The following is a 19720-nucleotide window of genomic DNA, read 5'->3' as shown; positions in this document are numbered from 1 at the left end:
CGGCTCATCCGCTCCGCAGGCCGACGACGGCGCGGGCGGCCTGCTCGAGCAGCGCGTCGAGGGCCGAGGGCAGCAGCGGGAAGGTGAGGCCGAGCAGCGCCAGGGTCAGCATGATCTTCACGGGGAAGCCGATCGCGAAGATGTTGAGCGCCGGCGCGGCCCGGGAGAGCAGGGCGAGCGCGACGTCGGCGAGCAGCAGCACCGCCACCATCGGCCCGGCGATCTGCAGCGCGGCCAGGAACATCATCGAGAAGGCGGTCAGCACCACCTCGCCGATCGAGTCGGCGGGGTACCCGCCGGTCACCGGCAGCCCCTCGTAGGAGGTGGCGAAGCCGCGCACCAGCAGCAGGTGCCCGCCGCTGGTGAACAGCAGCGTCGTGGCCAGCAGCGAGTGCAGCTTGCCCATGACCGAGTTCATCGTCATGGCCAGCGGGTCGTAGGCCGGCTGCAGGGTGAAGCCGCCGGTGACGTCGATGAGCTCCCCGGCGAACTGCACCGCGGTGAAGAACAGCTGGACGACGAAGCCCAGCGCCGCGCCGATGGCGACCTCGCTGACGGCGGTGACGACGAGGAAGCCGGCGCTGGGCTCGGGCAGGCCGGGCGCCACGCGGTCGACCAGCGCGACCGACAGCGCCAGGGCCAGTGCCCCCTTGACCGGCGCCGGGATGGTGCGGGTGTTGAACGGCGGGGCGAGCAGGACGAACCCGGCCGCCCGGGCGGTGGCGAGCAGCAGGGCCGCGAGCGTGACCGCCGGGACCTCGAGGTCCATCCGGTCAGGTCCGCCCGAGCAGTCGCGGCAGCTGGTCGAACAGGTGCTCGGTGAAGCTCACCATCTCGGCGAGCACCCAGTTGCCCGTGACCAGCAGCGCGACGGACACCGCGATGATCTTCGGCACGAACGACAGGGTCGGTTCCTGGATCTGGGTCGCGGCCTGGAACAGCGAGATGAGGAACCCGACCAGCAGCGCGGTGAGCAGGACCGGGGCGGCCACCTTGGCGCCCACGGTCATCGTCTGCACCGCGATGTCGGTGACGTCGGCGTCGCTCACGTGTAGCTGCCCACGAGCGCGGTGGTGATCAGCGCCCACCCGTCGACCACGACGAACAGCAGCAGCTTGAACGGCAGCGACACGACCGACGGCGGGACCATCATCATGCCCATCGCCATGAGCGCGGCACTGACCAGCATGTCCAGCACCAGGAACGGGATGAACACGACGATCCCGATGATGAAGGCGCTCTTGAGCTCGGAGAGGACGAACGCCGGCACCAGGGTGGTCATGCTGACCGCGGCCGGGTCCTCGGGCTGCTCCTCACCGGACAGGCCCACCATGAGCTGCAGCTCGTCGTCGCGGGTGTTGCCGAGCAGGAACTCCCGCAGCGGCACGACGCCGGCGTCGTAGGCCTGCGAGACCGTGATCGCCCCGTCCATGTAGGGCTGGACGGCGACCTCGTTGACGTCGGAGAAGACCGGCCCCATCACGAACAGGGTCAGGAACAGCGCGATCCCGGTGAGCACCGAGTTGGGCGGGGACTGCTGCAGGCCCAGCGCGTTGCGGGTCAGCGACAGGACGATCGCGATCTTGGTGAACGACGTCGCGAGCAGCAGCACCGACGGGGCGACCGACAGGATCGTGACCGCCAGGATCAGCGTGATCGACGTGCTGGGGCTGCCGTTGCCCACCGAGATGTCCACGCCGCCGTCGACGGCGGGGACGGCGGGCGCGGTCGGGGGCGTGGGCGCGGTCGGGGCCGCCGCGGCGGGCCCGGCCAGCGGCACGCCGGCCACGGCGCAGCCCAGCAGCGCCGCGGCGACGACGGCGGCGCGGCGGGTGCGGCCCATCAGCGGCGGACCGTCCGCTCGCGCAGCCGGCCGACGAGCTCGGACCAGGCGGCACGGTCGAGCACCGAGCCGGCGAGGGCGCCGCCGACCCGGCCGGGTGCGGCGGCGGTCAGCGCCGGCACGCGGCCCGGGCTCCCGGCGACCGCGCGCTCGGCCAGGGTCGCCTCGACCTCCTCGCCGTCGAGCTCGGCGAGCAGGGTGACCTGCTGCTCGGTGGCACCGACGACCAGCACCCGGTCGCCGATGCGCAGCACGTTCACCGTGCTCGCGCGGCCCATCCGCTGGTGGGCGACGACCTCGACCAGGCCCCCGGAGGAGCCCAGGCCGCGCTTCTTCGCCAGCCGCGCGGCGAACCACAGCACGCCGCCGACGAAGGCCAGCGACAGCAGCAGTCGCACGACCATCCAGGTCACGGCCGGTCCTGCCCGAGCTCGGCGGCGGCGTCGGTGACGATCTCGCTGATCCGCAGGCCGAAGTCCTCGTCGACGACGACGACCTCGCCGCGGGCGATGAGCGTGCCGTTGACCAGCAGGTCGGCGGGGGCGCTGGCGGCGCGGTCGAGCTCGACCACCTCGCCCGGGTGCAGCGAGAGCAGCTCGCCGACGGTCATCCGGGTGCGGCCGATCTCCACGGTGACCTCCATGGCCACGTGCCGCAGCAGGTCGAGGCTGCCGCGCCGGGCGCGGGGCGCCGTCGGCAGGGTGACCTGCAGCGCCAGCGTGGCGACGTGGTCGGCGCCGGCGGCGAGCGGCACGGCGACGAGCATGCCCTTGTCGCGCAGCCCGTCGAGGGCGGTCACCGGGTCCTCGGTCCGCTCGCTGTCCACGCGGACCCGGCCGAGGGTGGCCGCGGCCGCCTCCAGCGCCGGGCGCAGCGCGGTGGCGACGTCCATCGGGCCGACGGGGGAGTTGTCCAGGGCCTCGACGACCTCGGCGGACAGCACCAGGACGACGTCGCCGGTGACCTCCCCGGACAGCCGGGCGCTGACCGCGGCCGCGGCGGCCGGCGGGACGGGCACGGCGTCGGGGTCGGTGACCGCCGCACCGGCGACGAGCTCGGCGCCGGCCGGGACGAGGGCGGCCGCCGCGCGCGCGGCGGCCACCCCCACGCTGGTGATGGCCTCAGAGGCCTGGGTGTGGTCGAGCGTGGCGGTCATGCGGGGTCCTTCTCGGCGGACGGGGCGGGGACGATGGCAGCGGCCAGCCGGCGACGGTGGTTGCTGGCGATGGCGTGGGCGAACACGGCGTCGTTGGTGGTGACCTCCAGCGGCGCGTCCCGGGGGTGGCGCAGCAGCAGGACGTCGCCGACGGCGAGGGAGAGCAGGTCCTCCGAGGAGACCTCGAGCGGGGCGAACCGCACGCTGACGTCGACCGGGACCAGCTCGAGGCGCTCGGCGAGCAGCTCGGCCGCGCGCTGCCGCTTGCGCTGCGCGGACTCCGACAGCTGCGGCGAGGCGGCGTTGTTGAGCGCCGGCGCGAAGGAGGCGAACGGCAGCACCAGCGAGGCGGCGCCCTCGCGGCTGCCGATCGAGAGCGTGTAGCGGGCCACCATCACGGTGTCCGAGCCGGCCGCGGCCTGGGCCAGCGCGGGGTTGTACTCGATGCCGTCGATCTCCGGCTGCAGGTCGCTCACGTGCGCGAAGGCGGCGGTGAACTCCTGCAGCAGCCGGGTGAGCAGCGAGTGGGTGATGGTGGTCTCCATCGCCGTCATCGGCCGCTCGGGCTGCTGGGCGGCGCCGGAGCCGCCGAGCATGTGGTCGACGGCGGCCATGGCGATGTCCAGCGGGTAGGCGAGCAGGCCCTTGCCGGCCAGCGGGTCGATGCTGAACGTCGTCAGGAAGTACGGGTCGGGCAGCGTCGCGACGAAGTCGTCGTAGGAGTGCTGCTCGATGCCCAGCAGCTCCATGCGCGCGCCGGTGCGCAGCATCGTGGTGAGCACCGTCGTCGCCTGGCGGGCGAAGGCCTCCTGCGCGATCTGCAGCACCCGGACGTGCTCGCGGGAGAGCTTGGTCGGGCGGCGGAAGTCGTAGGTGCGGGGTGCACCGCGCCGGCTGCGGCCGCCCACGGCCGGCGACTGCGGCCCGTGCCCGGCGGGCACGGTCGCGTTCTCGGGGCGGGTCACGCCCTCCTCATCGGCGGGCCCGGAACGCGAGCTGACCGGCGGCGCGGGGCGCCGCCGGTCAGCCGGGGAGGGTGTGACTCCTGGTGTGCCGGGAGGTCACTGGGAGACCCGGAGGGTGTGCGCCGGCGCCGGGTCCCGGTGCCGGGAACGCGGCCCGCGCGCACACCCTCCGCCGGGGCTACTGGGTGACGTACTCGGTGAAGTAGATGCCCATGACCATCGGCACCTCGTGCTCGGTGTAGGCCTCGACGATCTTCTGCTCGAGCGCCTCCTTGAGCGCCTCGCGGGCTCCGCTGACGTCGGCGGGCTGGGCCTGCGAGTAGGTGGAGATCACCAGGTCGAGGGCCTTGGAGCCGTCGACCGCGCCGCCGCCGTGGCCACCGGCAGCGGCGTCCTCGGTGGTCTGCAGGCTGATCCCGATCTTCAGGTAGCCGCCACCGGCCAGGTTGACCGTGACCGGCTCGAGGGCGACGACCTCGCCGGCCACCGGCTCCTCGGCCTCGGCCTCCCCGGTGAACAGGAAGAAGTAGGCGGCGGCACCGGCGGCGACCAGCAGGACGGCGAGCACGAGCAGCAGCTTCTTCCTGCCGCCGCCGGTCGCCTCCTCGCCCTCGGTCGCGGCGTCCTTCTCCTTGGCCTTGGACTTGGTGCTCACTCGGGGGTGCCTTCCTGTGCGGGGGCGTCGAGGCCGGGCAGCAGTTCCCGGGCCTCGGCGGAGGCGTCGGACAGCACGACGACGTCGACGCGGCGGTTGAGGGAGAGGGCGGCGGGGTCGGACGCGGGCACCATCGGCCGCGTGTCGGAGTAGCCGGTGCCCTGCAGGCGCTCCTGGGGGACGCCCTCGGCGGCGAGAAAGCGGACGACCGTGGTGGCGCGGTAGGCCGAGAGCTCCCAGTTCGACGGCCACGGCCCGCCCGGGGTGACCGGGAGGGAGTTGGCGTGCCCCTCGACGGCGAGCTGGTTGGGCAGGCCGGCGAGCGTGGGGGCGACGGCGCCGAGGACACCGCGGCCGGTCTGCCGCAGGTCGGCCTCCTCGGGACCGAACAGCACCGGGTCGGACACGATGTGCACGACCAGGCCGCGCTCGTCGATCTCGTAGCGCGCCGTGCCGGCGTGGCCGGCGGCGGCGAGCGCGGCATCGATCGCGGCGCGCACGGCGGCGAGCTCGTCGTACTCCGCGCGCGCCTCCGCGGCGATCCGCTGGGCCTCCTGCCGGGCGGCCTCGGCGGCCGCGGCGTCCACCGACTCCTGCGCGGCAGGGGCCGGCGGGATCTGCACGTCGACGGCGGCGTCGAGGGAGTCGAGCACCGAGGGCTCGGGGTTGCTCGCCGACCCCTGCATCGCGGTGACCGGGGCGCCGAAGGCCTCCGACAGCCCGCTGGCCAGGGCGGCGAACTTCTCCTTGTCGACCTGGCTCATGGCGAAGAGCACGACGAAGAGCACCAGGAGCAGCGTCATCATGTCCGCGTAGGACACCAGCCACCGCTCGTGGTTCTCGTGCTCCTCCTCCTCGTGCTTCTTGCCGCGCCGGCGGCCGCCGTGGCCGCTGGCGCTCACGCCGCCTCCTTGGCGACCTCACTGGGCGGGATGAGGGAGTTGAGCTTCAGGCGGACCGCACGCGGGCTGGTGCCGGCCTGGATCTCGGCGATGCCCTCGACGAGCAGCTCCATCTGGGCGGCCTGCAGCTCGCTGACCCGGATGATCTTGGCGCCCATCGGCAGGAACCAGAAGTTGGCGGCCATGACGCCCCAGAGCGTGGCGACGAACGCCGCGGCGATCATCGGCCCGAGCGACTCGGGGTTGCTGAGGTTCCCCATGACGTTCATCAGGCCGACGATGCAGCCGACGATGCCGATGGTCGGGGCGTAGCCGCCCATCGTGGTCATGAACTTGGCGGCGGTCTTGTCCTCCGCCTTCTTGGCGGCGATCTCGCTCTCCAGGACCGCGCGCAGCTCCTCCGGGTCGGTGCCGTCGATGCCCATCTGCAGGCCGCGCTTGAGGAACGGGTCCTCGATGGCCTTGACCTGGGCCTCGAGCGCGAGCAGGCCCTCCTTGCGGGCCTTCTCCGCGAGGCTCACCAGGATCTTGATCTGCTCTGTCGCCGGCGGGACCTTCGCCGGCACGAGGGCCAGCTTGAACCAGCCACCCATCTTCTTGAGGTCGTCCATCGTCTGGCCGGACATGGCGGCGCCGAAGGTGGCGACGATGACCAGGATGATCGCCGGCAGGAAGAGCAGCGACGACGGGTCGGCGCCCTCCATGACCATGAAGACCAGCAGGGCGACCATCGAGATGACGAACCCGATGAGGGTGGCGGGGTCCACGGGTCAGCGCTCCTCGCGGGCCGGGAAGGGGACGACGGAGGCCGTCGTGGTGTCGTCGGCGGCGGTGGGGCCGCTGGTGGTGCGGTAGGTGCCGCGGTCCATCGCGTAGGCGGTGGCGAGGATGCTCGCCCGGTACTCGCGGATCTCGTCGAGCACCTCGTCGACGCCCTCGCTGACGACGTACTTCGTGCCGTCGACGAGGAACACCACGGTGTCGGGGTGACCTTCGACCCGCTCGATGAGGTCGGGGTTGAGCGCGAAGTGCTCCCCGTTCAGGCGCGTCACACGGATCACGGGTCGGTCCTTCTGCTCGTGCGGGGAGGGGCTGTAGGGACCATCGGTCCTGCGCGGGAGGTGCTTGAGCCGAACCAGGGCCGCCGCGCCACCCCGGCGGGTGACCCGGCACCGCCTCCCCGTGCGTCCCACGCGCAACGGGAGAGGTGCCAATAGCGCGACAAAGGCACCACTGGGCGGCCCGGGAGAGGTGCCAATAGCGCGACAAAGGCACATGGGGCGCGGCCCGGCACCCCGGGGAACGGGTGCCGGGCCGCGGGCTGGTGACCGGCTGGAACGGCCCTCTCGCAGGGGCCGCGCCGAGCGGAGCGCGGCGTGGGGGGCGAGGGGGTCCTCCGATCAGCGCTTGAGGTTGACCAGGTCCTGCAGCACCTCGTCGGAGCTGGTGATGACGCGGCTGTTGGCCTGGAACCCGCGCTGGGCGACGATCAGGCCGGTGAACTCCTCGGCCAGGTCGACGTTGCTCATCTCCAGCGCGCCCGCCGTCAGCGAGCCCCGGCCGCCGGTGCCGGCCTCGCCGATGACCGCCTGGCCGGAGTTGTCGCCCACCCGGTAGCTGGTGTTGCCGGCCTTCGACAGGCCACCGGGGTTGGCGAAGGTGGCCAGGGCGAGCTTGCCGATCGGCTCGCGCAGGCTGTTGGAGTAGACGCCCATGATCGTGCCGTCGCCGCTCAGCGAGATCGACTGCAGCGTGCCCATGGCATTGCCGTCGACGCCGCTCGGGGTGAGCGCGGTCTTGCCGCCGAACTCGGTCATGCCGGACAGGTCGACGGCGATGCCGCCGGGCCAGTTGGCGCCGGCGACCGGGACCGTGAAGGTGCTGCCGGTCAGGGGCTGCCCGGTGGACGGGCTGAAGGTCATGCGCTGCGGCGCCCCGATGGGCGTCCCGCCCTCGCTGGCGGCCACGTCCCACTGGTTGGCGCCGGTCTTGGTGAAGGTCAGCGCGATCTGGTGGGCGGTGCCCAGCGAGTCGTAGGCGGTGACCTGGGTCTGCACCGCCGTCGCCTCGACCACCGGCGGCCCGGCCGAGTAGGCGACCGACGACGTCGACAGGTTGCCGCTGATCGTGCCGGTGCGGGTCGGGGTGGGGGGCATGACCTGGCCGAACGGGATGGTCAGCGGGCCGAGGGCGCCGTTGGTGTCGACCCGCCCGCCGTCGGCCATCCAGCCCTGCAGCTGGGCGCCGTCGGGGGTCACCAGGTTGCCGGCGCCGTCGTAGTCGAAGGACCCGGCGCGGGTGTAGAGGTTCTCGTTGCCGGCCCGGGTCACGAAGAACCCGTCGCCGCTGATCATGAAGTCGGTCGAGCGGCCGGTGTTCTGGGTCGAGCCCTGGCCGAAGTTGGTGGTGATGCCGGCGACCTTGACGCCGAGGCCGACCTGCGCCGGGTTGGTGCCACCGGTCTGGTCGGTCGGGGCGGAGCCGTTGCGGATGACCTGGGACAGGGTGTCCTCGAACACGGTCTGGGAGCTCTTGTAGCCGACGGTGTTGACGTTGGCGATGTTGTTGCCGGTCACGTCGAGCTTGGTCTGGTGGGCACGCAGGCCGGAGATGGCCGAGAACATCGAGCGCAGCACGGGGAGGGTCCTCTCGGGAGGGGAGCGGGGGCGGGGCCGGGTCAGGCCGGCAGGGAGATCTCGGTGAGGCGGCCGAGGGGGACCTCCTGGCCCCCGACGACGGCGGTGGGCTCGTCGTCGCCGAAGCGGACCGAGGACACCGTCCCGGTCTGCGTCGTGCCGTCCTCGGCGGTCCAGCTGACCGCGTGGCCGACCAGCGCGCCGGCCGACAGCGAGCGCTGCAGCGACAGCAGCGCGGCGTTCTGCGAGGCGATCTCCTCGAGCTTCTCGACCTGGGTGAAGGTCGCGGTCTGCGACATGAACTCGGTCGTGCTCGTCGGGCTGCTCGGGTCCTGGTACCTCATCTGTGCGACCAGCAGCTGCAGGAACGTGTCCTTGCCCATCTGGTCGGACCGGTCCACGGAGCTGGTAGCGGCGGTCGGGGGGGTGGTGCTGCCCACGCCGCCCACGGGTGCGGTCATCGTCGGCTCCTCTCAGGCCCGCACGTCGAGGACGCTCGACGCGGGGTGGGTCGCGGCAGCCGGTCGGCTCCCGTCGGGGTCGGTGGTGCGCGGCCACGGGCCGCCCGCCTCGTCGGCGCCCCGGCCGGAGCCGCGGCCGCGCTGGTCGGCCTGCCCGCGGGCCTGCTCCCAGCCGGCCTGGGCCTGCGACTGTCCCGAGCCCGCCTGCTCGCGGTCGACCTGCAGCCGCGAGCAGGTCAGGCCGGAGGACTCCAGGTCGCGGCGCAGGTCGGGCAGCGCGTCGAGCAGCGCGGCGCGGCCGGCCTCGGAGGCGCCGCGCAGCCGCAGGTCCAGCGCGCCGTCGGCGACGGTGACCCGGACCTCGACCTCGCCGAGCGTCTCGGGCGTAAGCACCAGCGTCATCGTGTGCGTGCCGTCGGCGCCCGAGGCCAGCGTGGCGACGGCGGGGGCGAGCTGACCGGCGACCGGGGGCGGCGGCACGTCGGCCCGCGGCGCGGCGGCTCCGGCCGCGGGGGCCGGGGCCGCAGCGGGCGCCGGCGCCGCGACGGTCGCGGTAGCGGCGGGAGCCGGGCCGGTCGCCTCGGCGGGGTCGGGGGACGGGAGGTCCGGCAGTGCGGCCGCGGCCGGCGCGGGGGCCGGTGCGGCCTCGGGGAGCACGGTCGTCACCACGGGCGGCGCCGGAACGGGCGCGGCGGGGTCGGCGGCGGGCAGGACCACCAGTCCGGCGGGCAGTCCGGCCGGAGCCGGGGCCGCCGTCGGCGTCGTCGTCGGCGGAGCGGCAGCCGGGCCCGGGACGGCGGCGTCCGGGGTCGTGGCGACCGGGGCCGTCGGGGCGGGGGCGGTGCCGGGCGGGACCGCGGCGCCCTCGGGCAGGGCGGGTGCCGCCCTGGTGGGCAGCCCGGTCGCGAGGCCGGGGACCGCGACGGTGCCGTCGGCGACGGCGCCGTGCGCGGCGGCGGCACCGGGCGCGGCCGGGGTGCCGGGCGTGCCGGCGGGGACCGCGGTGCCCAGGGCGAGCGCCAGCGCCCAGCCCGCGGGCAGGTCCCCGGCCGCGGCGGGGACGGCCGGGGCCTCCTCGCCGGACGCGGGGGCGTCGTCGTCGGTCTGCCCGGGACGGCCGGGCTCGCCGTCGCGGCCGAGGGCCCGGCCGGGACGGCCGCCGTCGCGGCCGGGCGCCCGGTCGGCGGGACGGCCGGCCACCGCGCTGTCGAGCGCGGACGCGAACTCCGCGGACGGGCGGCCGGACGACGGCGCCGACGGCGCGGCCGACGGCGCGCCGCCCGGGAGGACGGCGGGGAGGGCGGGAGCTGTCATGAGTACGCCTCCGCGGCGCTGGTGACCTTGCGGACGTAGGACTGGGTCTCCGCGTACGGCGGGACGCCGCCCGCGCGGGCCACCGCGCCGGGCCCGGCGTTGTACGCGGCGAGCGCGAGCTCGGTGGAGCCGAACCGGTCGGTGAGCCGGCGCAGGTAGCGGGCCGCGCCGTCGACGGCGGAGGCGGGATCCGACGCGTCGACGCCGAGGCCGGCCGCGGTGGCCGGCATGAACTGCATCAGCCCGGTGGCGCCGGCGGGGGAGACGGCGGCGGAGTCGAAGCCTGACTCGACCTGCGCCACCGCGGCCAACAGCGCGGGGTCGACACCGTGACGGGCGCCGGCGGTGGCGAACAGGTCGGCGTAGGGGACACCGGCCAGGCCGGTGCCGGTCGCGGCAGGCGCGGGCGTGGCGGAGGTGGGGAGCACGCGGCGGATGAGCGCGGGGTCGCCGACGTCCTGGACGCGGACGACGTCGCCCGCCTGCGGCGCGGCGATCATCTTCCCGTCGCCGACGTAGATGCCGACGTGGTCGATGCCCGGCCGCGACGGGGTGTGGTCGAAGAACACCAGGTCGCCGGGGCGGGCCTCGGCGAGGCTAGCGACCGCGGTACCGGCGGTGGCCTGCTGGGAGCTGGTGCGCGGCAGGTCGATGCCGAGGTCGCGGTAGACCCGCTGCACCAGGCCCGAGCAGTCCAGGCCCACCGACGGGTCGGTGCCGCCCCAGGCGTAGGGGACGCCGAGGTAGCGCTGCGCGGCGGCCACCACCTGCGCCTCGGGACCGCTGCCGGCGGCGGGGGTCGTGCCGGTCGCCGGAGCCGGGGCCGTGCCGGTGAGCCCGGCGGCCGCGGCGGCGCTCGACCACGCCGCGGACGTCGACGACGACGTCGCCGAGGCCAGGGTGAGGATCCGGTTCTGGATCTCGGCGATGCGGCCGTGCACCGCGGTCAGGCCCTCCACGGCTCCTCCTCCCCGTCCTCGGCGGCGGCCCGCACGGCGTGCCGGCGGGTGACCAGGTCGTCGACCGCGTGCTCCTCGGCGGTCAGCTCGGCGGCCCGCAGCGCGAGGAGGTGCCGCTCGCGCAGCTTCTCCAGCGCCCGGGTCTCCTGGGCGGCGGCGGTCCACCGCTGCCGCAGGAGGTCCGCCTGCTCGGCCGAGGCCTGCGCCGTCGACCGTGCGGCTGCTACATCGGCAGCCGCGGCGGCCGACGCGACCATCGCGGCGAGGAAGACCGGAGCGGGTGCGGAGGCGGGCGGCACCCGGTCGGCGAGGGCGCCGGCCAGCTCCTCCGCGCGGCGGGCGGCGGCGCGGGCGGCGGCGTCGGCCTCGGCCGCCGCCCGGGAGGCGGCCTCCTCGGCGGCGGCGCGGACCCGCAGCACCGGCTCGAGCCGGAAGCCGGCGCGCGTGCCCACGTCAGCCCGCGGTCACGAGCCGGTGCAGCATCGCCCAGGCGTCGTCGGGCGAGGTGGTGTCCTCCAGCGCCTGGCGGAGGAAGGCGTCGATGGCGGGCGACAGCATGCGGGCACGGTCGACCAGCGGGTCGCTGCCGGCCTGGTAGGCGCCGATCTCCACGAGCTCCCTGACGTCGCGCAGCGCGCCCATCAGCCGCCGCATCTCGCGGGCGTCGGCCATCCGCGCGGGGGCGGTGACCGCGCCGGCGACGCGGGAGATCGACTCGAGGACGTCGACGGCGGGGAAGTGGCCGGCGGTGGCCAGCCGCCGGGTGAGCACGACGTGCCCGTCGAGGATGGAGCGGGCGGTGTCGGCGATCGGCTCGTTGTGGTCGTCGCCCTCGACGAGCACGGTGTAGAGGCCGGTGATCGACCCGGTGGCGCCGGGGCCGGCCTTCTCAAGCAGCCGCGGCATCATCGCGAAGACGCTCGGCGGGTACCCGCGGGTGGCCGGCGGCTCCCCGGCCGACAGCCCCACCTCGCGCTGGGCCATCGCGGTGCGGGTGATGGAGTCCATGAGCAGCAGCACGTCGCGGCCCTGGTCGCGGAAGCCCTCCGCGATGCGGGTGGCCACGAACGCGGCCTTGAGCCGCACCAGCGGCGGCTCGTCGGAGGTGGCGACGACGACGACCGTGCGGGCCATGCCGTCGGCCCCGAGGTTCTCCTCGAGGAACTCCTTGACCTCGCGGCCGCGCTCGCCGATCAGCCCGATGACCCGGACGTCGGCCTCGGTGCCGCGGGTGATCTGCGCCAGCAGCGTGGACTTGCCGACACCGGAACCGGCGAAGATGCCCAGCCGCTGGCCCTTGCCGACCGGCACGAGGGTGTCCAGCGCGCGGACGCCGACCGGCAGCGGCTCCTCCACCCGGCGGCGGGACAGCGCGTGCGGCGTCTCGCTGGCGAGGTCGACCCAGTCGACCCCGGGCCCGAGCGGGCCGTGCCCGTCGACCGGCCGGCCCAGCCCGTCGAGCACCCGGCCGAGCAGCGCCGGCCCGACGGGCACCTGCAGCGGCATGCCGGTGGCGCGCACCGGCGCGCCGGCGTGCACGCCGGAGATCTCGCCCAGCGGCATGCAGGTCAGCCGGTCGCGGGAGACGGCGACGACCTCGGCGAGCAGGCCGGAGCCGACCTCGACCAGGTCGCCGACGGCGGCGACGACGCCCTCGACGGTGAGCGTGAGCCCCATGGCGCCGACGACGGAGCCGGTGAGCTGCGGGCGGGCGGCCAGGCGGGCGCGGGAGAGGACGGCGGCCGCGGACATCAGGCCGGGCCCCCGCCGGCCAGGACCGCCCGCACCCGCGCCAGCGCCGTCGACAGCTGCGCGTCGACCCGGCGCGGGCCGCACTCGGCGACCGCGCCGGCCCGCTCGACCGTGTCGTCGGCGACGACGGTGACCGACGAGGGCAACGCGGCGAGAGCGTGCGGGGGGACCTCGGCGAGGTCGTCGGGGTGCAGCCGCACCACGGCGGGGGCGTCGGCGGGGACGAGGGTCAGCGCGCGGCGGACCGCGTCGAGGCCGGCGGTGGTCGAGGCCGACAGCTCGCGGCCGAGCAGGTCCTCCACCAGGGTCAGCGCGCCGTCGAGGAGGGTGTCGCGGACGTCGTCGGCCGTGGGCACGGCAGCGGCCTCCAGCGCGGCGACGGCGGCACCCAGCGCCGCGGTGGCCGAGGCCATGCGGCGCTCCCAGCGGGCCTGGACGTCGGCCAGCCGGGCGGCCGCGGCGGCCTCGGCCTCGGCGACGACCTGCGCGGCGGACGCCACACCCTCGGCGTGCCCGGCGGCGAAGCCCTCCCGGCGGGCGAACTCGCGCAGCCGGGTCAGCTCCTCGGCGTAGACGTCGCCGAGCCGCAGCACGCCGCGGCCGTTGGGCACCGGGACGTCGGCGGCGCGGCGGGTCGCCGTGCGGCGCTCGACGGTGACCTCGGGCGCGGTGGCGACCACGGGGGAGGGGCCGGCCGGCCGCGGCTCGGGGCGCGGCCGCGGCGGCACCGTCGTGCCCGCGACCTGCCGGTAGGGGGCCGCCGCGCTGGCCGAGGGCCCGCGCAGCAGCACCGACTCCCGCCGTCCGTCAGGAGACGAACTCATCGTCCCCGCCGCGCGAGATGGTCAGCACGCCCTGCTCCTCGAGGGTGCGGATGACCGCGACGATCTTGCCCTGCGACTCCTCGACGGTGCGGGCGCGGACCGGGCCGAGCAGCTCGATCTCCTCCGCGAGGTTCTCGGCGGCGCGCTCGGAGAGGTTCCGGACGACCTTGTCGCGGACGTCGGGGCGCACGCCCTTGAGCGCGGTGGCCAGGTCGTTGGACTGGACCTCGCGCAGCACCAGCTGCATGGAGCGGTCGTCGATGGTCACGATGTCCTCGAACACGAACATCTGCGCGCGCACCTGCTCGGCCAGCTCCGGGTCGGAGGAGTCCAGCCACTCGAGGATGGAGCGCTCGGTGGGCCGCGGCGAGCGGTTGATGATCTCGACGAGGGTCTCGACGCCACCGACGGTCGACATGTCCTGGTGGGCCAGCAGCGACCCCATGCGCCGGCTGAGCTCCTCCTCGACCAGGCGGACCATCTCCGGCGAGGTGCGGTCCATCGTGGCGATCCGGTGCGCGACCTCGGCCTGCTGCTCGGGGCCGAAACCGGAGAGCACCTCGGCCGACTGGCCCGCCGACAGGTGGGCGAGCACCAGCGCGATGACCTGCGGGTGCTCGTCCTTGAGGAAGGTGACCAGCTGGCGGACGTCGGCGTTGCGCAGCGAGGCGAAGGGCACCTCGGTGTAGACGACGTTGAGCCGGGCGAGGATGCCCTCGGCCTTGTCCTCGCCCAGGCCCGCGGCCAGGATCTCGCGGGCGAAGTCGACGCCGCCGCGGCCGACGTAGCGCTGCGCGGCCATCATCGTGTGGAACTCCGACAGGACGCCGTCGACGTCCTCGGGCTCCACCGTGCCCAGCTTCATGATCTCGCGAGTGAGGGCCTCCACCTCGCGGGCGCTGAGCTTGGACAGCAGCAGCCCGGCCTCCTCCTTGCTCATCTGGGCGAGGAAGACGGCGGCCTTGCGCAGGCCCGGCATCTCCGGGCGCGGGGGAGCCGGCGGCAGGGCGGGCAGGTTCGTCCCGCCCGTGCCGACCAGCTGCTCGACCGATGCCAGGGTCATCGCACGTCACTCAGCCAACCGCGCAGCATCTGCGCCACCTCGTCGGGACGTTCGCTGACCATCGAGGCGATCTCCCCTCGCACGCGCTGGCGCTCGGCGGCCTCCAGCTCCAGGGCCCGGTTGTCCAGGACGGCGGTGTCGTCCCGGGAGCTGGCCACCCGCAGCCGCTCGAGCTCGGCCATGAGGCCGTCGTCGATCTCCAGCAGCTCGTCGTCGGCGTCCTCCTCGTCGTCGCCGCGGCGGCGCGAGCGCAGCCAGACGACGAGCACCAGGAGGGCGATGCCGAGGGCGATGCCGCCGGTGCGGACCAGTGACCACATCTGCGCCTGCTGCTCGGCCTCGCGGGCGGCGGCCATCGCGGCGGCGGCCTCGTCGGCGGCCCGGGTGTCGAAGGCCAGTGAGGCGACGCTGATGTCGTCGCCGCGGGCCTCGTCGAGGCCCACCGCGTTGCTGACCAGCTCCTGCACCTGCGCCTGGTTCAGGTCGCCGGCCACGGTGTCGTCCATGACGACGGCGACGGTGAGCCGGTTGACCTCGCCGGGCGCGGTGACGGTGGTGGTGACCGTCTCGTCGACGGCGTTGTTCGCCGTCGTCGACTCGGTCTCGTAGGTGGCCTGGCCGCCGCCGGTGCCGTCGGCGGCGTCGGCGGTGTTCTCCGGGCCCAGGACGCCGCCGACCGCGGCCCCGTCGCCGGTGTAGCTCTCGGTCGAGCGCTGCTCGGACACCGGCGGGGTGCCCTGGTTGTAGCCGTAGGTGGTGGCGGTGCTGTCGCTCTGGCTCATGTCCAGGTCCGCGCGGACCGAGACCTGCGCGTGGCCGGGGCCGAGGACGCGGTCGAGGATCGCCTGCGCGTTGGCCGCCAGGCGCTGCTCGTAGTCGGACTCCATCTGCGAGCGGGCGTCGCCGGCGGCCGCGGTGAGCCCCGACCCGGCGGCCGAGAGCAGCTGGCCGGTCGAGTCGGTGACGGTGACCTGCTCGGAGTCCATCCCCTCGACGCTGGAGGAGACCAGGTTGGTGATGGACTGGACCTGCTCGCCGGAGAGCTGGGTCCCGGGCTCGAGGTCGAGCAGCACCGAGGCGGTCGGCTCGCCCTCGTCGGAGGCGAACACCTCCTCCTCGGGCAGCGCCAGGTGCACCACCGCCTGCGAGACGCCGTCGAGCGCCTCGAGGGTGTTGGCCAGCTCCCCCTCGATGGCGCGCTGGTACTGCACCTGCTGCTGGAACTCGCTGGTGGTGATGTCCTGCTCGTCGAGCAGCGCGTAGCCGGTGTCCGACCCGGCCGGCAGGCCCTTGCCGCTCATCTGCAGCCGCAGGTCGTACACCGACTCGTTGGCCACCAGGATCGTCTGGCCGCCGTCGGCGAGCTCGTAGGCGACGCCGCCGGCGTTGAGCTCGTCGACGATCGCCGAGGCGTCGGTCGAGGCCAGGTTGGAGAACAGCGGCGCCATGGTCGGCGTCGTGATCCAGCGGTAGAAGACGAAGCCGCCGAGCGCCAGCCCGGCGACCAGCAGGCCGATGACGACCTTCTGGCCCAGGCTGATCGCGGCGAGGGTGCCGCGCACCTTCGCCAGCGGCCCCGCCAGTGCGGCAGGCATCAGACCGGCATCCTCATGATCTCGGTGAAGGCCTCGACGGCCTTGTTCTTGATGGTCACGACCATCTCGGTGGCGACCGAGGACTCCTGGGCGGCGATCATGTAGTCGTGCACGTCGCGCAGGTCGCCGGTGGCGGCCTGCACGGCCAGCCGGTCACGGGTCGCCTGCAGGCCGCCGAGCTGCTCGAGCGCGCCGGTGAGCGCCGCGGCGAAGCCGGCACCCGAGTCGGGGGCGGGGGCCGGGACCACCCCGCCGGCCTCGGCCGGGCCGCCGAGGGCGCCGACGGTGGGGACGGGAGGCAGCGAGATGCCGCCGATCGGGGACGTCACGGTCAGCCCTTCCCGAGCTGGAGGGCGGCCTGGTAGGCGCTGGTCGCCCGCTCCAGGGCCGCCAGGTTCGCCTGGTAGCCGCGCTGGGCCATGATCAGCTGGGTCATCTGGTCACCGAGGTCGATGTCGGGGTAGCGGACGTAGCCCTCGGCGTCGGCCAGCGGGTGGTCGGGCTCGTGCACCAGCCGGCCCTCGCCGCTGCCGAACTCGGCCCGGGCGATGCGCACGCCGCCCTCGCCGGAGCCGTAGTCCACGGCCTGCGCGACGACCATGCGCTCGCGGAACGCCTCGCCGTCGGTCGCGCTGACCGTGTTGATGTTGGCGATGTTGTCCGAGACCGCGTCCATCCACCGGCGGTGGACCGACAGGCCGGACCCGGAGATGTCGATGCCGTCGAACACGGTCACGCCGTCCTCAGGGCCGTGCGCAGACCGCTGTACTTGCCGTCCAGGGCGGTGAGCGCGAGCTGGTAGCGCAGGCCGGTCTCGGTGGCGATGACGGTCTCGCTGTCGAGGTTCACGTTGTTCCCGTCCGTGCGGGTGGGCTCCAGGGAGCGGGCGATCGCGCCGCCGGAGGCGGTGGGCGTCCGGCCCTGGCGCAGCTCCGTGCGCAGGGAGGACTCGAAGTCGGTCCGGCCGGCGAGGAAGCCCGGCGTCTGGACGTTGGCGATGTTGTCCGCCGTCACGCGGCTGCGCTGGGCCAGTCCGGTCAGCGCCGCGTGCAGCGTCGCCGTGGTGACGTCGCCGATCACGGGGCTGACCGCCGGTGGACAGGACGGCAGGACACGGGGTGCCTCCGGGTACGTCGGGGACCCGCGCGCGCGAGCGCGTGGGAAGGGCCGCCGATCCGTGGCGAGAGTGGTGCTGTCCGTGCAGGGCCGTCATCGGCAGCGCCTCGTCAGACCTTGACCACCGTCCGGGGCGGAGGAGACGGGTGTGACGGGCGGCGCGATCGGGGAGGACGAGCCGGGGGCGGCCCTCCGTGTCCGAGGAGGTGCCCTTGTCGCGATATCGGCACTCCAGAGGGAGCCTTCCGCGCTCCAGGAGGTGCCGTCGTCGCGCAAACGACGCTCCCAGGGGTCCGACGACGACGGCCGGGCCCGCCGTGAGGCGGACCCGGCCGTGTCCGGTGTTGTGCAGGTGTGCCGAAGACGGTCAGAGCGCCCTGTCGACGAAGGCGGCGACGGGGCGGGGGCGGTAGGCCATGCGCGCGGCGACGTCGCGCTGCCGCTGCGACTGGGTGATCCGCTCGACGAGCTCCTCGGCGACGGCGAGCTGGTGCTGCAGCAGCCGGGCGGCCCGCTCGCGGAGGTCGGGCGGGAGCGGCCCGAGCATCGTCGGCGGCGTCCAGTCCTCCATCCGCCGGCCCCAGGCGGCGATCTCCTCGGCGCGTTCGCCGCGGATCGAGCGCTCGGCGTCGAGGACCTCCACCTCCATCTCCTCGAGGACGGCGGTCCACTCGGCGCGCCGCTGGTGGTCCGAGGAGGAGCCGCCGGTCATGCGGTGCCCGCCAGGCTCGCGGCGGCCTGCCGCCAGGCGTCGCGCAGCGGCTCGACGACCTCCAGGCACGAGCGGACCCGGCCGGCGTCCTGCTTGACCATCGCCTGGTTGAGCTCGGCGATCAGCCAGTTGTAGAGCGCGGCGAGGCGGGGACCGCCCTCCCAGGCGTCGACCCGCAGGCTGCCGAGCAGCTCGAAGACGATCTCCTGGGCGTGGCGGACCTGCTCCCGCGCGTCGGCGCGCCGGCCCTGGGCGAGCGCGGCCTGGGCGCGCTCGAGGTCGAGGGCGAGGCGGTCGTAGAGCATCACCAGCACCTGCTGCGGCGAGGCGGTGCTGACGGCGTCGCCGAGGTAGCGGGAGCGGAGGGAAGCGGCGGTCATCGGTCGATCTCCTGCATCAGACGGGGGGAAGCGGGACCAGGAGGAGGGGGTCAGGGCAGCGAGGCGAGCTGGCCGGCCAGCCAGGACGACTGCTGCTTGAGCGAGCCCAGCGCGGTCTCCATCGCGGTGAACTGCCGGGTGAGCGTCTCCCGGCGGGCGGCCAGGCGCAGGTCCCAGTCGTCGATGCGGACCTGGATGTCGGCGGCGAGCTCGTCGCGGCCCTTGGCCAGCAGGGTGAGCGTGCCGGTGGCGGCCTTCGTCAGCGTCGTGGCGAGTGCCTGCACGCGGGTGGCCAGGCCGTCGCCGAGCGCCGGTGAGGTGGTGGTGGCGGCCTCGGCCGTGCCGGCGAAGATCTGCTGCACCTTCGCGGGGTCGGCCTGCAGCCGGGTGAGGAAGGTGGCCTTGGTGAACGAGACCTGCCCGTCGCGGGTGAGCTGCACCCCGGCCGAGCCGGGGGCGCCACGGCCGGCGACGACCTCGGACACCGCGGTGAGGACCTGGTCGGTGAGCCGGCGCAGGTTGCTGTCGCCGCGCAGCACCGCGGTGGAGTCCTTGCCGTTGGCCGAGTGCTTGGCGATCTCGCTCAACGCGGCGTTGGCGGCGTCGACGAAGGCCTGGACCTTGGCGGCGACGGCGTCGGGGTCGGAGGTGACGTCGACCGTGACCGGCGTGTCGCTCCTCGCACTGACGGTCAGGGTCCCGCCGGGGATCACGCCGGTGAACGTGTTGGTGGCCGAGGTGACGTCGATCGTCGACCCGGCGTCGCCCAGCTTGATCGTCGCGTCGGTGCCCTCGCGCAGGAGAGTGAACCCGTCGACCGAGAACTCCCCGGCCGTGCCGGTGGCCCTCGCGCTGACCTGCAGCCGGTACTCGCCCGGCTTGACCTGCAGGACCGTGGCGGTGAGCCCGAGGTCGCTCCGCTTGTTGATGGCGGCCGCGGTGTCGTCCAGCGACCCGGTGCCGACGGAGACGGTGCCCTTCACGACCCCGTTGGCGTCACGGACGGTGAGGTCGGAGTAGACCCCGGCCGTGGTGGGGGGAGCTGTCCGGGTGGTGCCGACGACGGCGTGGACGGCGGCCACGCTGGTCACGGTGAAGGTGATCGAGCCCGGCTGCGGGGTCCCGGTGACGGCCACGGCGACGGCGGGGCTCGAGCTGGTCGCCTTGGCGGCGGTCCAGACGGCGCCTCGGGTGAGCTCCTCGGCGGCCGAGCGCAGCGCGTCGACCTTGGTGTTGACCGAGCGGTAGGCCTCGGCGGCCTTCTGCGTCTGGGTCAGCCGGGTCTCGAGCTGCTTCTGCGCGACCCCCTCGGCGGCGACGAGCTGGTTGATCAGGCTCGTGGTGTCCAGGCCGGAGACCAGGCCGTCGACGCTCAGGCTCACCATCG

25 protein-coding genes are annotated in these 19720 nt (G+C 74.6%); all 25 read right to left on the bottom strand.

What is annotated here, in order from left to right; all coding sequences use genetic code 11:
• Positions 1-4 precede the first annotated feature (4 nt).
• The 25 genes from fliR to fliD all read right to left on the bottom strand — a co-directional run bounded on the left by fliR (position 5) and on the right by fliD (position 19718).
• The gene (gene fliR / locus ACI79V_RS04730) at positions 5-769 is read right to left on the bottom strand and encodes a flagellar biosynthetic protein FliR (RefSeq protein ID WP_456887283.1); all 765 of its coding nucleotides are present in this window, start codon (positions 767-769) and stop codon (positions 5-7) included.
• A 4-nt stretch (positions 770-773) separates the two neighbouring features.
• On the bottom strand, positions 774-1049 hold the full coding sequence (gene fliQ / locus ACI79V_RS04725) for a flagellar biosynthesis protein FliQ (protein WP_456877078.1): 276 nt from the start codon (positions 1047-1049) through the stop codon (positions 774-776).
• Entirely contained in the window at positions 1046-1843 is a 798-nt protein-coding gene (fliP, locus tag ACI79V_RS04720) for a flagellar type III secretion system pore protein FliP (protein ID WP_456887281.1), read from the bottom strand. The genes fliQ and fliP overlap by 4 nt, the downstream gene beginning before the upstream one ends.
• On the bottom strand, positions 1843-2247 hold the full coding sequence (locus ACI79V_RS04715; protein ID WP_456877108.1) for a FliO/MopB family protein: 405 nt from the start codon (positions 2245-2247) through the stop codon (positions 1843-1845). The genes fliP and ACI79V_RS04715 overlap by 1 nt, the downstream gene beginning before the upstream one ends.
• 5 nt (positions 2248-2252) lie before the next feature.
• Complete coding sequence (fliN, locus tag ACI79V_RS04710) at positions 2253-2999, bottom strand: flagellar motor switch protein FliN (protein WP_456887280.1); 747 nt, start codon at positions 2997-2999, stop codon at positions 2253-2255.
• Complete coding sequence (locus ACI79V_RS04705) at positions 2996-3964, bottom strand: flagellar motor switch protein FliM (RefSeq protein ID WP_456887278.1); 969 nt, start codon at positions 3962-3964, stop codon at positions 2996-2998. The genes fliN and ACI79V_RS04705 overlap by 4 nt, the downstream gene beginning before the upstream one ends.
• 178 nt (positions 3965-4142) lie before the next feature.
• On the bottom strand, positions 4143-4619 hold the full coding sequence (locus ACI79V_RS04700; protein ID WP_456887277.1) for a flagellar basal body-associated FliL family protein: 477 nt from the start codon (positions 4617-4619) through the stop codon (positions 4143-4145).
• Positions 4616-5521, bottom strand: coding sequence for a flagellar motor protein MotB (locus ACI79V_RS04695; RefSeq protein WP_456887275.1), 906 nt, complete (start codon positions 5519-5521; stop codon positions 4616-4618). Before ACI79V_RS04695 ends, ACI79V_RS04700 begins: the two co-directional genes overlap by 4 nt.
• Entirely contained in the window at positions 5518-6288 is a 771-nt protein-coding gene (locus ACI79V_RS04690; protein WP_456887273.1) for a motility protein A, read from the bottom strand. The genes ACI79V_RS04695 and ACI79V_RS04690 overlap by 4 nt, the downstream gene beginning before the upstream one ends.
• A 3-nt stretch (positions 6289-6291) precedes the next feature.
• Positions 6292-6582 (bottom strand): flagellar FlbD family protein, encoded by a 291-nt coding sequence (locus tag ACI79V_RS04685; protein ID WP_456887271.1) that lies wholly within the window; start codon positions 6580-6582, stop codon positions 6292-6294.
• Positions 6583-6921: 339 nt separating this feature from the next.
• Positions 6922-8157: a flagellar hook protein FlgE gene (locus ACI79V_RS04680; protein WP_456887269.1), complete on the bottom strand. Its 1236-nt coding sequence runs from the start codon at positions 8155-8157 to the stop codon at positions 6922-6924.
• 41 nt (positions 8158-8198) lie between these two features.
• Positions 8199-8618 carry a flagellar hook assembly protein FlgD gene (locus tag ACI79V_RS04675; RefSeq protein ID WP_456887267.1) on the bottom strand — a complete coding sequence of 140 codons (420 nt, stop codon included), beginning with the start codon at positions 8616-8618 and terminating at the stop codon, positions 8199-8201.
• Between the two features lie 12 nt (positions 8619-8630).
• Positions 8631-9932 (bottom strand): flagellar hook-length control protein FliK, encoded by a 1302-nt coding sequence (locus ACI79V_RS04670; protein ID WP_456887265.1) that lies wholly within the window; start codon positions 9930-9932, stop codon positions 8631-8633.
• Positions 9929-10891, bottom strand: a complete 963-nt coding sequence (locus tag ACI79V_RS04665; protein ID WP_456887263.1) for a transglycosylase SLT domain-containing protein — start codon at positions 10889-10891, stop codon at positions 9929-9931. The genes ACI79V_RS04670 and ACI79V_RS04665 overlap by 4 nt, the downstream gene beginning before the upstream one ends.
• On the bottom strand, positions 10879-11343 hold the full coding sequence (locus ACI79V_RS04660; RefSeq protein WP_456887261.1) for a flagellar export protein FliJ: 465 nt from the start codon (positions 11341-11343) through the stop codon (positions 10879-10881). The genes ACI79V_RS04665 and ACI79V_RS04660 overlap by 13 nt, the downstream gene beginning before the upstream one ends.
• A 1-nt stretch (position 11344) precedes the next feature.
• Positions 11345-12643: a FliI/YscN family ATPase gene (locus ACI79V_RS04655; RefSeq protein ID WP_456887259.1), complete on the bottom strand. Its 1299-nt coding sequence runs from the start codon at positions 12641-12643 to the stop codon at positions 11345-11347.
• Positions 12643-13467, bottom strand: a complete 825-nt coding sequence (locus ACI79V_RS04650; RefSeq protein WP_456887257.1) for a FliH/SctL family protein — start codon at positions 13465-13467, stop codon at positions 12643-12645. Before ACI79V_RS04650 ends, ACI79V_RS04655 begins: the two co-directional genes overlap by 1 nt.
• Positions 13451-14530 carry a flagellar motor switch protein FliG gene (fliG, locus tag ACI79V_RS04645; RefSeq protein WP_456887255.1) on the bottom strand — a complete coding sequence of 360 codons (1080 nt, stop codon included), beginning with the start codon at positions 14528-14530 and terminating at the stop codon, positions 13451-13453. The genes ACI79V_RS04650 and fliG overlap by 17 nt, the downstream gene beginning before the upstream one ends.
• Positions 14527-16125: a flagellar basal-body MS-ring/collar protein FliF gene (fliF, locus tag ACI79V_RS04640; RefSeq protein WP_456887253.1), complete on the bottom strand. Its 1599-nt coding sequence runs from the start codon at positions 16123-16125 to the stop codon at positions 14527-14529. Before fliF ends, fliG begins: the two co-directional genes overlap by 4 nt.
• Positions 16125-16454, bottom strand: coding sequence for a flagellar hook-basal body complex protein FliE (locus ACI79V_RS04635; protein WP_456887252.1), 330 nt, complete (start codon positions 16452-16454; stop codon positions 16125-16127). The genes fliF and ACI79V_RS04635 overlap by 1 nt, the downstream gene beginning before the upstream one ends.
• Before the next feature lie 2 nt (positions 16455-16456).
• A complete protein-coding gene (gene flgC / locus ACI79V_RS04630) occupies positions 16457-16861 on the bottom strand; it encodes a flagellar basal body rod protein FlgC (RefSeq protein WP_456887250.1) in 405 nt (134 codons plus the stop codon).
• The gene (locus tag ACI79V_RS04625) at positions 16858-17205 is read right to left on the bottom strand and encodes a flagellar basal body rod protein FlgB (protein WP_456876648.1); all 348 of its coding nucleotides are present in this window, start codon (positions 17203-17205) and stop codon (positions 16858-16860) included. The genes flgC and ACI79V_RS04625 overlap by 4 nt, the downstream gene beginning before the upstream one ends.
• Positions 17206-17608: 403 nt before the next feature.
• Entirely contained in the window at positions 17609-17953 is a 345-nt protein-coding gene (locus ACI79V_RS04620; protein ID WP_456887249.1) for a hypothetical protein, read from the bottom strand.
• A complete protein-coding gene (fliS, locus tag ACI79V_RS04615) occupies positions 17950-18333 on the bottom strand; it encodes a flagellar export chaperone FliS (RefSeq protein WP_456887247.1) in 384 nt (127 codons plus the stop codon). Before fliS ends, ACI79V_RS04620 begins: the two co-directional genes overlap by 4 nt.
• Positions 18334-18383: 50 nt before the next feature.
• Positions 18384-19718, bottom strand: a complete 1335-nt coding sequence (fliD, locus tag ACI79V_RS04610; protein WP_456887245.1) for a flagellar filament capping protein FliD — start codon at positions 19716-19718, stop codon at positions 18384-18386.
• Positions 19719-19720: the final 2 nt, after the last annotated feature.

This window comes from Geodermatophilus sp. SYSU D00700 (genome assembly GCF_054050255.1).
Note: the sequence above shows the minus strand (reverse complement) of the source record. Positions and strands in the feature narration are given on the sequence as shown.